Origin of the sequence: Bradyrhizobium sp. LTSP885 (assembly GCF_000938305.1) — a bacterium.
GTDB lineage: Bacteria > Pseudomonadota > Alphaproteobacteria > Rhizobiales > Xanthobacteraceae > Bradyrhizobium.
Map to the genome: position 1 here is coordinate 20,394 of NZ_JYMT01000026.1, position 14,640 is coordinate 35,033.

13 protein-coding genes and 3 pseudogenes are annotated in these 14,640 nt (G+C 63.0%); 8 read left to right on the forward strand and 8 right to left on the reverse strand.

Annotated elements, in window-relative coordinates; genetic code table 11:
- Nucleotides 1–109 precede the first annotated feature (109 nt).
- From UP09_RS17615 to UP09_RS17625, 3 genes are all read left to right on the forward strand, one after another.
- A complete protein-coding gene (locus tag UP09_RS17615; RefSeq protein WP_044539527.1) occupies nt 110–331 on the forward strand; it encodes a hypothetical protein in 222 nt (73 codons plus the stop codon).
- 2 nt (nt 332–333) lie between these two features.
- Nucleotides 334–1,740, forward strand: a complete 1,407-nt coding sequence (locus UP09_RS17620; protein WP_044539528.1) for an amidase — start codon at nt 334–336, stop codon at nt 1,738–1,740.
- 97 nt (nt 1,741–1,837) lie between these two features.
- Nucleotides 1,838–3,574 (forward strand): bifunctional protein-serine/threonine kinase/phosphatase, encoded by a 1,737-nt coding sequence (locus UP09_RS17625; RefSeq protein WP_044539539.1) that lies wholly within the window; start codon nt 1,838–1,840, stop codon nt 3,572–3,574.
- Nucleotides 3,575–3,705: 131 nt separating this feature from the next.
- On the opposite strand, the gene UP09_RS17630 is transcribed toward UP09_RS17625, so the two are convergent.
- Complete coding sequence (locus UP09_RS17630) at nt 3,706–4,497, reverse strand: substrate-binding domain-containing protein (RefSeq protein ID WP_044539529.1); 792 nt, start codon at nt 4,495–4,497, stop codon at nt 3,706–3,708.
- Nucleotides 4,498–4,769: 272 nt separating this feature from the next.
- Nucleotides 4,770–5,993, reverse strand: a complete 1,224-nt coding sequence (locus UP09_RS17635; RefSeq protein ID WP_156164651.1) for a polyhydroxyalkanoate depolymerase — start codon at nt 5,991–5,993, stop codon at nt 4,770–4,772.
- 186 nt (nt 5,994–6,179) lie between these two features.
- On the opposite strand from UP09_RS17635, the gene UP09_RS17640 reads away from it, so the two are divergent.
- Both UP09_RS17640 and UP09_RS17645 read left to right on the forward strand, forming a co-directional pair.
- Nucleotides 6,180–6,836, forward strand: a complete 657-nt coding sequence (locus tag UP09_RS17640) for a glutathione S-transferase (protein ID WP_044539530.1) — start codon at nt 6,180–6,182, stop codon at nt 6,834–6,836.
- Nucleotides 6,837–7,163: 327 nt separating this feature from the next.
- Complete coding sequence (locus UP09_RS17645; protein ID WP_044539531.1) at nt 7,164–7,598, forward strand: cupin domain-containing protein; 435 nt, start codon at nt 7,164–7,166, stop codon at nt 7,596–7,598.
- Between the two features lie 194 nt (nt 7,599–7,792).
- On the opposite strand, the gene UP09_RS17650 is transcribed toward UP09_RS17645, so the two are convergent.
- Nucleotides 7,793–8,050: a hypothetical protein gene (locus UP09_RS17650; RefSeq protein WP_044539532.1), complete on the reverse strand. Its 258-nt coding sequence runs from the start codon at nt 8,048–8,050 to the stop codon at nt 7,793–7,795.
- Nucleotides 8,051–8,234: 184 nt separating this feature from the next.
- Between UP09_RS17650 and UP09_RS17655 the strand changes: the two genes are divergently transcribed.
- Entirely contained in the window at nt 8,235–8,591 is a 357-nt protein-coding gene (locus UP09_RS17655) for a hypothetical protein (RefSeq protein WP_044539533.1), read from the forward strand.
- Between the two features lie 109 nt (nt 8,592–8,700).
- Here UP09_RS17655 and UP09_RS17660 read toward each other — a convergent pair whose 3' ends face one another.
- Entirely contained in the window at nt 8,701–9,804 is a 1,104-nt protein-coding gene (locus UP09_RS17660) for a mandelate racemase/muconate lactonizing enzyme family protein (RefSeq protein ID WP_044539534.1), read from the reverse strand.
- Between the two features lie 140 nt (nt 9,805–9,944).
- Nucleotides 9,945–11,177, reverse strand: coding sequence for an ABC transporter substrate-binding protein (locus tag UP09_RS17665; protein ID WP_044539535.1), 1,233 nt, complete (start codon nt 11,175–11,177; stop codon nt 9,945–9,947).
- Between the two features lie 241 nt (nt 11,178–11,418).
- Between UP09_RS17665 and UP09_RS17670 the strand changes: the two genes are divergently transcribed.
- Both UP09_RS17670 and UP09_RS17675 read left to right on the forward strand, forming a co-directional pair.
- Nucleotides 11,419–12,258: an AraC family transcriptional regulator gene (locus UP09_RS17670; protein ID WP_044539536.1), complete on the forward strand. Its 840-nt coding sequence runs from the start codon at nt 11,419–11,421 to the stop codon at nt 12,256–12,258.
- A 305-nt stretch (nt 12,259–12,563) separates the two neighbouring features.
- Entirely contained in the window at nt 12,564–13,490 is a 927-nt protein-coding gene (locus UP09_RS17675; protein WP_044539537.1) for an SMP-30/gluconolactonase/LRE family protein, read from the forward strand.
- A gap of 104 nt (nt 13,491–13,594) precedes the next feature.
- Here UP09_RS17675 and UP09_RS39015 read toward each other — a convergent pair.
- The 3 pseudogenes from UP09_RS39015 to UP09_RS17680 form a co-directional block, all read right to left on the reverse strand.
- Nucleotides 13,595–13,780 (reverse strand): annotated as a pseudogene (locus UP09_RS39015) (integrase core domain-containing protein); the annotation flags it as partial.
- A pseudogene (locus UP09_RS39020) lies at nt 13,759–13,840 on the reverse strand (integrase core domain-containing protein); the annotation flags it as partial. The pseudogenes UP09_RS39015 and UP09_RS39020, both read right to left, overlap by 22 nt.
- A 24-nt stretch (nt 13,841–13,864) precedes the next feature.
- A pseudogene (locus tag UP09_RS17680) lies at nt 13,865–14,581 on the reverse strand (helix-turn-helix domain-containing protein); the annotation flags it as partial.
- Nucleotides 14,582–14,640: the final 59 nt, after the last annotated feature.

A 14,640-nucleotide genomic window follows, 5' to 3' on the forward strand; every position in this document is an offset into this window, starting at 1 on the left:
CGTTCGAATCGCTCGGTCGTTCCGGCAGATCGAGACGCTGCTACCTGGCATGCGCGCCGGCCGGCGATCGCAGCCGTCTGAACAATAAAACTTTGCAACGACAGGAAGGATGATCATCATGCCGGAAACACCAGACGAGGCCGCACTTGCCCTTGAATTCGACGTTCTCGCCAAACGCGCTGGGCTCGCCATTCCCGCAGACCGTAAAGCTGCGCTGTTCGCGGGCTTCAAGGATCTGCGCCGCATGCTGGCCACGATGCGCCAGCCGCGTACCGCGGCAGATGAGCCGGCCGGCACATACTCGATCCAGAGCGTGACGCGGGGCCTTTGATCATGAGCGATACGAACCTGTTCGAACTCAGCATCGCCGAGGCCGGGCGCAAGCTGCGCGACGGCTCGATCACCTCGCTGGCTCTCACCGAGGACGCGCTGTCGCGCATTGCTGCGATCGATCCCGCGCTCGACAGCTTCATCACCGTGACCGCCGAGCGCGCCCGGGCCGACGCCACTGCGGCGGATGCGAACTTCTCGAAGGGGATCGACAACGGGCCGATGCAGGGCGTGCCCTACGCGCTCAAGGACATCTACGACACCGCCGGCATCCGATCGACCTGCCATTCCAAGCTGCGGCTGGACAATGTGCCGGCGGCCGACTCGGTGGTCGAGACGAAGTTCAAAGCGCAGGGCGGCGTGCTGCTCGGCAAGCTCGCCACCCATGAATTCGCGCTCGGCGGCCCGAGCTTCGATCTGCCGTTTCCGCCGGCGCGCAATCCCTGGAATCGCGAGCATATTCCGGGCGGCTCTTCCTCCGGCTCGGGTGCGGCGGTCGCCGCCGGGCTGGTGCGTATGGCGATGGGATCGGACACCGGCGGTTCGATCCGCGGCCCCGCCGCCTATTGCGGCACGGTCGGATTGAAGCCGACCTACGGCCTTGTTTCGCGCCGCGGTGTGTTTCCGCTCTCGACCACGCTCGACCATTGCGGCCCGTTGTCGTGGACGGTCGAGGACAGCGCGATCGCGCTGCAGACGATCGCCGGTTATGACGCGCTCGATCCGGCCAGCGTCGATGTTCCCATCCCGGACTATCTGGATGGGCTCGGACAGGGTGTGGAAGGGCTGCGCATCGGCCTTCCCCGGCATTTCTTCGCCAAGGCGCAAGACGTCTCGCCCGAGGTCGTCGCGGCGATTGACCGAGCCGCGGAGACACTCGAAAAGCTCGGCGCCGTGGTCGACGAGATCACGCTGCCGGACTACGACCTGTTCAATGCCTGCGGCCGTATCATCATGTACACTGAGGCGTACGCCATTCATGAGCAGGACTACCAGAAGCGGCCGCTCGACTTCGGTCGGTTGACCTATTTGCGGATGACGCTCGGCGCTTTCGTCACCGGGGCCGATATCCAGCAGGCGATGCGGTTGCGTCGCGAGCTGTCGCGCGCGGTCAATCTGAAGCTCAAGAATTGTGACGCGCTGATCACCGCCAGCGCCTTGGCTCCGGCGCCGGCCTTCGCCGATATCGATCCAAACAGCTCGCCGAACTGGCCGGTCCAGACCATGCCGTTCAACGTCACTGGCAACCCGGCGATGTCGGTCCCGACCGGCTTCTCCGCATCGGGCCTGCCGCTGTCGATGCAGATCGTCGGCCGCGCCTTCGATGAAAGCATGGTGCTTCGCATCGGCGCCGCCCTCGAATCCGCGACGGGGCTGAGTGCCCGGCGCCCGGCGCTTGCTCGAGGCTAGGCGACAAGCGCGCCCGCGACGGCCTCTCTCGGCTTGATCTGAACGGGCATATCGGGCTCTCCTGTCGGGGAGGAACCCGTCGGGCTTGAACGAGGCGATGCCGCGCGCGCTGAAAATATCGGTCGGGCAATTCTCTGATAAGGGCCGCAAGGACGCCAATCAGGATTTTCACGGCGTGCTGATCCCCGAGGAGCCGCTGCTCGGCCTGAAGGGCATCGCCGTGGTGCTCGCCGACGGCATCACGTCGAGCAGCGTCGGCCACATCGCGGCCGAAGCAGCGGTCAAGGGTTTCATCACCGACTATTACTGCACCTCGGACTCCTGGTCGGTGAAGACCTCGGCCCAGCGGGTGCTGGAGGCGACCAATTCCTGGCTGCATGCGCAGACAAGGCGCAGCCAGAATCCCTACGACAAGGACAAGGGCTATGTCTGCACGCTCAGCGCCATGGTCATCAGGTCGACCACGGCGCATCTGTTCCATGTCGGCGACAGCAGGATCTACCGTGTCGCCGGACACAGCCTCGAGCAATTGACCAACGACCACCGCGTCGTGATCTCGTCGGAGCAGAGCTATCTCGGCCGCGCACTCGGCGTGAATCCGCAGGTCGAGATCGACTACCAGAATTTCAGGGTCGAGCGCGGCGACACCTTCCTGCTGGTGACCGACGGGATCTACGAGCATGTGCCGCCGCGGCAACTGGCGAGGACGATCCAGGACGGCGCCGCCGATCTCGATATGGCCGCGAAGTCGATCGTCGAGCAGGCGTTCGAGCGCGGCAGCCCGGATAATCTCACCGCGCAGATCGTCCGGATCGACGAACTGCCCGACGGTGACGCGCGCGAGGTGTTCGGTCAGCCGACCGAGCTGCCGCTGCCGCCGCTGCTCGACGCGCGGATGCGCTTCGACGGCTACCGCATCGTGCGCGAGCTGCACGCGTCACACCGCAGCCACATCTATCTCGCGGTCGACGAGGACTCCGGCACCACCGTCACCATCAAGATCCCCTCGATCGACCTGCGCGACGATCCGGCCTATCTGAAGCGCTTCATGATGGAGGAATGGGTCGCGCGGCGGATCGACAGCCCGCATGTGCTGAAACCCTGGCTGCCGCAGCGCAAGCGCAACTTCCTCTACGTTACCACAGAATATATCGACGGCCAGACGCTGACGCAGTGGATGATCGACAATCCGAATCCCTCGCTCGAGACGGTGCGCGACATCGCCGAGCAGATTGCAAAGGGGCTGCGCGCCTTCCACCGCAGGGAGATGCTGCACCAGGACGTCAGGCCCGACAACATCATGATCGACAGCACGGGAACGGTGAAGATCATCGATTTCGGCTCGACCAGGATCGCGGGTGTTGCCGAGGCGGCTCCGTCAGGCAGCGAGGACATCCTCGGCACCCAGCAATACACCGCGCCGGAATATTTCTTAGGACAAGGCGGCTCGATGCGATCCGACCTGTTCTCACTCGGCGTCGTCGCCTATCAGATGCTGACGGGACGATTGCCCTATGGCGCCCAGATCGCGCGGGCGCGGACGCGGTCGGATTTCAACAGACTGGTCTATCGTCCCGCCACACATGACGGCCGCGAGATTCCGACCTGGGTCGACGGCGCGCTGGAGCGCGCGGTGCATCCGAACCCGCTGAAGCGCTATGACAGTTTCTCGGAATTCCTGTTCGACCTGCGCAACCCCAACGCAAGATATCTCACGACATCATCGACGCCGCTGATCGAGCGCAATCCGGTGCTGTTCTGGAAGTCGACGACGCTCGCGCTCGCGCTCGCCGTGATCCTGCTGCTGGCGTATGGCGCGCACCATCTTCGTTAAGATGAATTCACCGGTTTATCCCCGTCATTGCGAGGAGCGAAAGCGACGAAGCAATCCATCCGTCCGCGTATGCCGCGCGATGGATTGCTTCGCTTCGCTCGCAATGACGTGGATAGTGCGGCGCTCGCGCCTCAGTGCGTCGCCGCTACCGGGATCGGGTCCAGCCCGCTCTTGATCAGCGTGTCGCGCGCCTCCGGTGAGGCGAGGAAGCTGATCAGCGCCTTGCCGGCGTCGGGCTCTTTCGACACGGTGGCGATGCCGGCGGAGAACACCGTGATCTTCTGCAAGGCATCAGGCAGCGGGCCCACGATATCGATGCCGGCAACCGGCTTGAGCTCACTGATCTGCTGCAAGCCGATCTCGGCGTCGCCCCTGGCGACGATCTCGCCGACCGGGGTTGCCGGAATCTTCCGTGCCTTGTCCTTCATCGCATCGGTGATGCCGAGCTTGGCGAACATCTCGGTCGAGACATAGACACCGCTGGCGCTGTCGGAATAGGCGATCGATTTCGCCGCCAGCAGCGCCTGCTTGACTGAATCAGCCGAGCTGATGTCCGGCCTCGGTGCGCCTGATTTCACCGCGATGCCGATCGGTGAGTTAACGAGGTCGACGCGGCTGCTTGATACCACCTTGCCTTGCTTGACGAGGTCGCCGAGCGCATAGCCGACCAGGATCAGCACATCGGCCGGCTCGCCGCGGTCGAGCCGCACCGGGATCGCGTTCTCCGTGGTGCCCATCGACGGACCGTAGGCGGTGACGACCTTGTTCCCGGTTTTTCGCTCGAACTCCGGCACCAGCGCCTTGTAGGCCGCGGTCAGCCCGCCCGAGATCATGACATGGATTTCGGCGGCGGATGCCGCGGTCGAGAGGGCGAGGGTGGAGATGAAGGCGAGCGCGAGAGCGCGGACGGCAAGGCGGCGCATTGAGGTTTCTCCCGGGACGATTCTTGAGGCGGGGGTCGTCGTGGCGGGGACATTAACGCTCAGGGTCAGGCGTGACTAGCCATCGGCCGTCATTGCGAGCGAAGCGACGAAGCAATCCATCGGCTCTCATACGTGCGAGGCGCGATTCCGTAGCCCGGATGGAGCGCAGCGAAATCCGGGGCAGCTCTCGCCGCGGATAGACTTTCCCGGATTGCGCTGCGCTCCATCCGGGCTACGAAAAATCATTGACGGGAGGGAGCGCAGCGCGCCCCTCACGAATTCACATGCACAAAGTCCCGCAGCAGCGGGTAGATCTCGTTGTTCCAGCGTTTTCCCGAGAACACGCCGTAATGGCCGACGCCGGCCTGCATGTGGTGCACCTTGCGATAGGTGCGGACGCCGGTGCAGAGGTCTTGCGCGGCGAGGGTCTGGCCGATCGAGCAGATGTCGTCCTTTTCGCCTTCCACCGTCATCAGGCCCATGCGCTTGATCGCGGCCGGGTTCACCGGACGTCCGCGATGCATCAGTTTGCCTTGCGGGAGCAGATGCTCCTGGAACACGTCGCGCACGGTCTCGATGTAGAACTCCGCCGGCAAATCCATCACGGCGAAATATTCGTCGTAGAAGGTCTTGATCAGCTCGGCCTTCTCGATCTCGCCCTTGGCGAGATGGTCGGCGAGGTCGATGTGCTGCTTGATGTGCCGCTCGAGATTCATCGACACGAACGCCGTGAGCTGCACGAAGCCCGGATAGACCTGGCGGAACGCGCCGCCGCACTGCACGGGCACGTAGTTGATCAGATTGTCCTCGAACCACTTGATCGGTTTGCTGTTGGCGAATCCATTGACCTTGGTCGGCAGGATCCTTGTGTCGATCGGGCCGGCCATCAGCGTCAGCGACGCCGGCCGCGCCGGATGGTTGTCCTCCGACATCACGGCCGCCGCTGCCAGTGCCGAAACTGAAGGTTGGCAGATCGCGACCATGTGCGCGCGCGGGCCGAGCTGGCCGAGGAAGTCGATCAGATGGTCGGTGTAGTCCTCGAGCCCGAAGCGGCCTTCCGCGAGCGGAATGTCGCGCGGATTGTGCCAGTCGGTGATGTAGACGTCGTGGTCCTGCAGCAGCGTCTTCACGGTGCCGCGGAGCAATGTGGCGAAATGGCCGGACATCGGCGCCACCAGCAAGAGCCGCGGCTGCTCTCGCCCGTCCGCCTTCTTGAAATGCAGCAGCGAGCCGAACGGCGTCGCATAGGCGACCTCCTCGGTGATCTGCACCTCCTTGTTACCGACCATCACGCTGCCGATGCCGTAGGCCGGGCGGGTATAGGTCAGGCTGGAGCGGGAGATCAGCTCAAGCGCCGCCGCGAGCCGGCCGAACACCCGGTCCGAGACCCCTTGTGGAACGAAGTTGAGGTATTTCAGCGCCGCCGCGGCCCCGGTCCGCCATGGCGCCGTGAGGTCCATGTGGTTTTGATAGGCCTGGTACATCATTGACATCATACGCATCCGCCCTTGCCTTATGCTGCTATGCAATATCGACGCCAAAGCGAGGGCAGGCCGCCCGGCAAATTGGCACGTCACTTGCTGCAAAAATGCTCGGCGCTCACGCCTTGGGCAAGATCTTGGGCAAAGGCGCCCCGCCCCCGGGCGGGCACCGGGGGATGCGTTCAGGCGTGAGGAATTGATATGGCGAACACGACACTCACCATCAGCAGCAAGAACTATTCGTCCTGGTCGCTGCGCGGCTGGCTGCTGGCGAAATTCGCCGGGCTGGAGTTCGAGGAGGTCGTCACCGCGCCTGATGACGCCTCGGCAAAGGCCGAACTGCTGCTGCTGTCGTCCTCGATCCTGGTGCCATGCTTGCGCCATGAGGGGGCGACCGTCTGGGACACGCTGGCGATCGGCGAGTACCTCAACGAGCTCAATCCCCATGCCGGCCTGTTGCCGGAAGACCGCGTGCAGAGGGCACATTGCCGCTCGATCTGTGGTGAAATCCATTCCGGCTTCACGACGCTGCGGGCCTCGTTGCCGGTGAACCTCAAGGGGCACTTCCCCGGCTTCAAGATCTGGTCGCGCGCGCAGGCCGATATCGATCGGGTCTGCGCGATCTGGCGCGATTGCCTCGCCACATCGGGCGGGCCGTTCCTGTTCGGCGAACGCCGCACCATGGCGGACGCGATGTATGCCCCGGTCGTGACCCGCTTCATGACCTATGACGTGAAGCTCGACCCGCTTCTTGCGGCCTACGCCAAGACCATCATGGCGATGCCCGAGATGCAGCAATGGATCGAGGCGGCGAAGGCCGAGCCCGCCGACGTCGAGGAGCTCGAGGTCGAATATTAGGCAGATGCCGCCAGAGCTGCCCGCATCGGTGGCTTAAGCCCCGGGCAGGTTTTGCTTAACGGACGTGCCACTGGCGATCGGACTGGCGGTCGCACGGATCGCGGCAGGGAGCGGCGCGGCACTCGTCGAACGCGAATTCACGCTTTGCAGCAAATGCTTCCGCGGTGGTGACGGTGACGGTGAGCCCAGTCGTCGCCGCAAAACGCCTCTGGCAAGGATTTCGCATAGTCGACCTGGAGCTGTGACCGCGACGATGCGACGCTGCCGAAAATTTGGACGCTGAGCCCGCGCCGCGATCTCGCGAAAACGAGAACCGTGGAGGCTTCAATGAATCAGCACGCCGTCGTCAGCAAATTCTCCCACGTCAAACCCGGTGATACCGAGTTCAAGGAAGGAGGTCTGCGTGACTTCTTCCTGTATCGCGACCTCGGCATCGCCGATGCCACCAGCGGGCAGGTGATCTGCCATCTGGTCAAGGCCAATCCCGACCTGCCGCCGGAGGAAGGCACCGGCTGGCACAAGCATCTCTGCGATTTCCAGATCGTGATCATGACCAAGGGCTGGGCCCGCTTCATGTATGAGGACAAGGAGACGCTGGTCCAGGCCGGCGACGTCATCCATCAGCGGCCGGGCATCACCCACTATCTGTTCGATTATTCGAAGGACATGGAATACCTCGAGATCGTCAGCCCGGCCGATTTCAAGACCGTCGATGTCGATCCGGGCACCGACAAGGTGCCTGCGCCCACGCCTTGGGCGTGATCGCCATGTCGTCAACGGAGGAATTAACCTTTGTCGTCGGCCGCTGGTTGCGGCCGATCGTCATGCTTCTGCATGTGGTGCGCTGGTTCGGGTTGATGACCACATCTAGCCGTGAACAACGGAGTACGACGCTCCATCAGTGATTCGGGCGCGGTTCGTTCTAACAGCGTTCCGAATCTTAAAGCGCGACGCCGCTACGTCGCGTTTTGAGACAAGACGCGGGCAGCCAGCGTCGCGCCTGCTTGCTTGTCGCGCGGCATCCGCCAGCCGACGACATTGGCCTCGACCGCGACGCCGGTTGCGTCATTGCGCCACTGGCCATCGACGAACCGGCAGGCGAACGGCAGCTGATACGTCCCGCTGTGATCCTCACAAAGCACTTCCACGCGCTGGTTGGGCGAAGGTTCGCCATTGCCATCGAATTGCGCCAGCCGTTTTTCGCGCGTCGCCATGTGATTTGTCTCCATCGTCAAGGGTTCGAACCAAACAAGTTCCGAAGGCCCCCCGTCCCCACGAGAAGTTCCCCGCAATCGACAGAGCACACCGCGTGAATGCGGTATCAGTATGGTATGTCTGCGTTGCTCTTGGCGTCGTGAGCAAAAAGCTGTGAATGACGCGTCTGATCGGGGACGGTTGATGATCGCTCGTTTTGCTGTTGTGGTTCTCGCGCTGCTTGCGCTTGGCGCAGGTCGCGCCACCGCGCAGGATGTTCCCGGCATCGAAATCTGCACCGTCGAAAAAACCATGGAGCGGCGCACCAGCTGCCTGCAGAGCAATGTCGAATTCCTGCAGAAGACGATCAACAAGCTCACATCAGATCATCAGCAGAAGCTCGATGCCGCCAACCGCCAGATCGCGAGCTTGCAGAACGCGGTCGTGGGCTTGCAGAAGCTCGTCGCCGATCTGCAAGCCGCGCAAGGCAAGCTCGCCGACGATCTGAAGAAGAAAGCCGACGCACCCGCCGCGAAGGACGCGGCGCCGGTGGCGAAGTAGCATTCGTCATTGCGAGGAGCGAAGCGACGAAGCAATCCATCCATCCGCGCATGTGGGCCGATGGATTGCTTCGCTTCGCTCGCAATGACGGCTGTGGCGTGCCCCACGCTCACTCCACCCGGTACGTCTCCATCACATCCCGATCTGGCTCATAGCCGAGCCCCGGCCCTTGCGGCACGGCGACGTGGCCGTTGGCGTCGATGTCGATGCGGCCGCTCCACAGGCAGGCGGGACGCGTCATGAAGAACATTTCGATCAAGCCTTGATCGCGGATCGCCATCAGATGCAGGGTTGCGAGGAAGCCCGGTCCGAAATACGGCGAATGCGGGATCACGGCGACGCCGAACTCGTCGGCGAGCACGGCGACCTTCAAGAATTCGGTGACACCGCCGACCTTGATCACCGAGGGCTGCGCGTGGCTGACCGCGCCGGCATTCATCATCTGACTGAATTGATGCACCGTGCAGGCGTTCTCGCCGGCGGCGATATCGAGCCGGCCCTCTCTGCGCACCTCCGCCAGCGTCGCAAAATCTTCCGGCGGCCACACCGGCTCCTCCAGGAACATCGGCGAGGCCAGCTTGCAATCGCGGGCGAATTGAATGGCTGCCGGTCCATCCAGCGGGCAGTTCATGTCGACCATCAGCGGCACGCCAGGACCAATCGCCTCGCGCGCGGCGGCGACGGCCGGCACCGTGGTCTCGTGAAGCTTGATCGCGGAATAGCCTGATTTGATCGCCTTGCGGCATTCGGCCGCGATCTGCTCGGGCTTGCCGATCCGCATCAGGCTCGCATAGGCCGGAATCGTCGTGCGTTTGGCGCCACCGATCAGTTGGTGCAGCGGTACGCCCTTCATTTTGCCGGCGAGATCCCACAGCGCGATGTCGAGCGCCGAGATCGCAAACATCGTGATGCCGTAGCGGCCGAACAGATGCAGATTACGCTGGATCTGCTCCATTGCGGCGGGAATGCCTGACGCGTCGGGAACCTCGAGGCCGCGGGCCTGCGGCGCGATCATCTCGGTCACCGCCATGCAGCTGGTCTTCGGGCAGACATAGGCAAAGGCGTCGCCCCAGCCGGTCAGGCCGGCATCGGTCGAGACCTCGACGATCACCATGTCGAGCGCCGAGATCGCCGATGCGCCCTGCCGGAAGCTCGCCGGCCCCGCGTCATAGGGGATGCGGATGTGATGGGCGCGGACGTCGGTGATTTTCATTGTTGTTGTCCTTCCGGCGCAAGTGTCACCGCGTCGTCATTGCGAGCGAAGCGAAGCAATCCATCTTGCCGCGTATGCGGAGGGATGGATTGCTTCGTCGCTAGCGCTCCTCGCAATGACGACAGAAGGCTGAGCCGACCTTACGACCCCTTCTCGCCGCTCATGACCGGGCCGAACAGGTCCCAGCTCTCGCCCTTGAAGCGCATCATCTGAAGCTGCTCGATCGGCGCGTAATCGTCGGGTCCGGTCTTGATCTTGGTCCCCGGCAGATAGATGCCGATCTCGAAGTTCAAATTGGCGGCCTGCTTCATCACGTTCTCGCGGGTGAGGTTGTCGCCGCACTGGCGCAGCACCTGCTCGAGACCCTTGGCGACGCCATAGCCGAACACGGTCGAGGCATCGTCCTGGTCGCCTTCGGCGTACCATTTGGTCATGAAGGCGCGCCATTCCACCATGGCCGGATCGTTCTTCCAGCCGGGATCCTTGGGGTCCTTGAGGTACTGCGTGGACAGGATGCCCTGGCTCGCTTCATAGCCGGCCGGATGCATCACGCCGCCGATCGACGCCGAAACGTTGGTCAGGAACTGGACCGGATGCCAGTCGAGCTCCGCGATCTTCTTGATCGCCTGCGCCGCGAATTTCGGCGTCGCGATGTTGACGAAGATATCGGGGTTGGCGCCCTTGATCTGCACAACTTGCGAATCCACCGTCGGCGACGTCGTCTCGTAGGAGGATTCGACGACGATCAGCTTGCTGGCCTGATCGCCGAGGCCGTCGTGCAGGCCGATCACATAATCCTTGCCGAAATCGTCGTTCTGGTAGAGCATGCCGATCGTCTTGCCGGGATAATTCTTCAGGATGTACTTGGCGTAGATCCGCGCCTCGACCTGGTAGCTGGGCTGCCAGCCCATCGTCCACGGAAAATTCTTCGGATCGTTCCACTTCGCCGCGCCGGTGGAGACGAACAGCTGCGGCACCTTCTTGGCGTTCATGTATTTCTGGATCGCCGTGTTGCCCGGCGTGCCCAGCGGGTTGAAGATCAACAGCACCTCGTCGCTTTCGACCAGCTTGCGGGCCTGCTCGACCATCTTCGGCGGGCTGTAGCCGTCATCATAGGAGACGAAGTCGATCTTGCGGCCGTTGATGCCACCTTCGCTGTTGAGCTTCTTGAAATAGGCGGCCTCGGTCTTGCCGATGGTGGCATAGGCCGACGCCGGGCCCGAATAGGGCATGATGTTGCCGATCTTGATCTCGGTGTCGGTCGCGCCGGGGTCGTATGTCTTCTGGGCATTGGCTGCGCTTGCGACCGCAAATGCGAGACATCCCGCAAGTGCCGCGGATTGGGCATAGCTCAAGAGTCGGTGATGCATCATTGTCCTCCCTGACGTGCTGGCCGCGGCTCATGCAGTCTTGATGGTCGGGCTGCTTCTGGTGAGCCGTCGGATCGATGCGACGGCGAGTATGCACGATTGGGCCCATGTTGCCAGCAAGCCCTTTGGGCTAAATTTCCGTGCAACGGAACCGCGGGATTCGGCCGTCGGGGAGCAAGGACTGTCAAGCACCGCGCTGGGCAGAGGAGCATGATGTGAGCGCTTTGAAGGAAAGCCGTCGTCCATGAATCCAGCCCAGAAAGCGCTCTGGTACATCGAAAGCCATCTCGGAACGCCGCTGACGCTCGACGAGATTGCTGGCATCGCCGGTGTCTCACGCTTTCATCTGGTGCGGGCGTTCGCGGAGGCGACCGGGTTCTCGGTGATGCGCTATGTGCGGGCCCGCCGGCTCAGCGAGGCCGCGCGCGAGCTGGCGGCCGGTGCGCCCGACATCCTCAGCCTGGCGCTGGATGCGGATTACGGCTCCCACGAAGCATTCACCCGCGCGTTCCGCGACCATTTCGGCGTCACGCCCGAGACGGTGCGCGCGACGACGTGCCTGACGACGCTCAAGCTGCAGGAGCCGATCACCATGATCTCGACAGCCCTCGATCATCTCGCGCCGCCGCGGACCGCGACCGGCAAGGCGTTCCTCGTCGCCGGCATCGCCGAACGTTACAATCACGACGTCGGCAGCGGGGCAGGGATTCCGAACCAGTGGCACAGCTTCCACCTGCAATCGCCCAGCATTCCCCGCCGGGTCGGCAAGGTCTCCTATGGCGTCTGCTGCAACGGCGACGATGCCGGCAATTTCGATTACATCGCGGGTATCGAGGTTGCCGATTTCTCCGACCTGCCGCGCGAGTTCGCACACGTCCGAATCCCCGAGCAGAAATATCTCGTGTTCACCCACCCGGACCACATCTCGACCATCCGCCGCACCGTCAACACGATCTGGAATCGCTTTCTGCCGCAATCCGGCATGAAGGTCGCGGACGCGCCGAACTTCGAGCGCTATGACGAGCGTTTCGATGCGAGCACCGGCAACGGCGGATTAGAGATCTGGGTGCCGGTGAACGAGTAGCGCCGCAGCGGCCGTGCCACAAAATTCGGCGTCGTCCCTGCGAAAGCAGGGACCCATAACCACAAATGTTGATTGTTGCGCACCGCTGGAACGACGAGTCCCTTTCACAACACCCGCTGCGGAGTATGGGTCCCTGCTTTCGCAGGGACGACGGTGTTATGTGCGGCGCCACCGCCCCACCATCGCCGGGCAGCATTGCGCTCGCGGTTGCTTGGCAAGCCAGATCGACTTTGCCATAACGGGGCGAAACAGCCGCGTGCGGGGCCTTCGGAATCCGCCTGCAATCAACGAGCCGGGAGGATGCCATGGCCAATATCCGTGTTCTTGCCACAGATCTGGAGTTTCCCGAAGGCCCGGTGGTGATGCCTGACGGGTCGGTCGTGCTGGTCGAAATCCGCGGCCAGCGGCTGACCCGGGTTTATCCCGACGGGCGCAAGGAAGTGGTCGCGAAGATGCCGGGCGGCCCGAATGGCGCGGCGCTTGGCCCCGACGGCAAGATCTATGTCTGCAACAATGGCGGCTTCTCCTGGATGCCGACCGGCAAGATGATCATGCCGGGCCCGCAGCCGGAGGACTATCTCGGCGGCTCGATCCAGCGCGTCGATCTGCAATCCGGCAAGGTCGAGACCGTGGTGACGAAGTGCGGTGAGCACGAGCTGCGCGGGCCGAACGATCTGGTGTTCGACAGACAGGGCGGCCTGTGGTTCTCCGACCTCGGCAAGCGCCGCGCCCGCGACATGGATGTCGGCGCGTTCTACTACCTCAAGCCCGGCATGAACGAGATCGTCGAGGCCGTGCACGGCATCCTGCCGGCCAACGGCATCGGCTTGTCGCCGGACGAGAAGACCGTCTACATCGCGGAGACTCCGACCGCGCGGCTGTGGGCCTATGAGATCGGCGAGGCCGGCACCATCAAGCCGCGTGACGTGATCTATCGCGGCGAGCGCGGCAAGCCGATCGCGGGCCTCGGCGGCTACCAGATGTTCGATTCACTCGCGGTGGAAGCGAACGGCAATATCTGCGTGGCGACGCTGGTCTCGGGCTGCATCTCGGTGATCGCGCCCGACGGCACATTGGTCGAGCAGGTGCCGACCGGCGACCGCGTCACCACCAACATCGCCTTCGGCGGCCCCGAGCTGAAGACCGCCTACATCACGCTGTCGGGCAAGGGCGAACTGATCGCAATGGACTGGCCGCGGCCGGGATTGCCGCTCAACTTCTTGAACAAATGACGACACTCACCGTCATTGCGAGGAGCAACGCGACGAAGCAATCCACGCATCAGCACATGCGGACGGATGGATTGCTTCGCTTCGCTCGCAATTGTGCAAGTTCACTAATTCGCTGATTGAATGGGTTCAGTTTTGGTCGCAGCGAAGTCCTTTGGTGTCTGGCCGCCAAGGGCCTGATGAGGCCTGTGGTTGTTGTAGTAGATCAGGTACTCGAAGAGTTCATTGGCGAAGTGATCGAGGTTATCGAAGGTTGCCCCATCGATGACGTCGTCGTCGAGGGTACGCCAGAACCGTTCGATCTTGCCGTTGGTCTGCGGCCGATAGGGTCTGGTGTAGCGATGCTTGATGCCGAGTTCGAGGAGCATGGCTTCGAAGGGATGCTCTTCACGGTTGTTTCGGGATGCGAACTCGGCGCCGTTGTCGGACATGATTTCGGCGAAGACCAGCCCATAGGTGACGTTGAGGGTGTTGATCATCTTCAGCGTCCTGAACATGACCGGCAAGGCTTTCTTGGAGGTGATGACCTCGGCCCAGGCCAGGCGCGAGCAGCTGTCGATCAGGCTGACGATATAGGCCGTGGCCGGGGGTGGCGCCAGGAACACGTCGCGTGGCAGCTGATGCAGATCGACATGGCCAAGTTCGCCGAGCTTGTCCTTGATAATGCGGCGTTTCTCCTCGCGCATCGCCGGCGTGCGCCGGTTCAGATGATAGCGTTTCAGGACCCGGTAGATCGTCGACGGCGAGGGTAGCGTATCGCGCCGCTCGCGCAAGACAGCATGGATCTCGTAGCGGTTCATCCCCCTCTGGCGGCAAGCAACGATCTCGGCCTCGATGCCTTCCGGTTCGCGCCGTTCCTTCCACTTCGGTCCGCGCCGCCGCGGCAAGAGGTCGGCCTCCTCGCCGCTTTGCAAATAGCGGTTGTAACACTTCCGGAAGGTTTGCGAGCAGGTGCCGTGATGCCGATAAAAATCTCCGACCCGGCGGAACGTTGCCGACCGCCCGGCTTTCACCGCCTCGTATTCCGGGATCAGGAACCGCCACTTCTGCAGGTAGTTCCGCTCAATCGTCCGGTCGTAGCTGTTGTCGCGCATCGAATCCTCCCGCAAGAGAATTCAATCAGCGAATTAGTGAACTTGCACAGCAATGACGG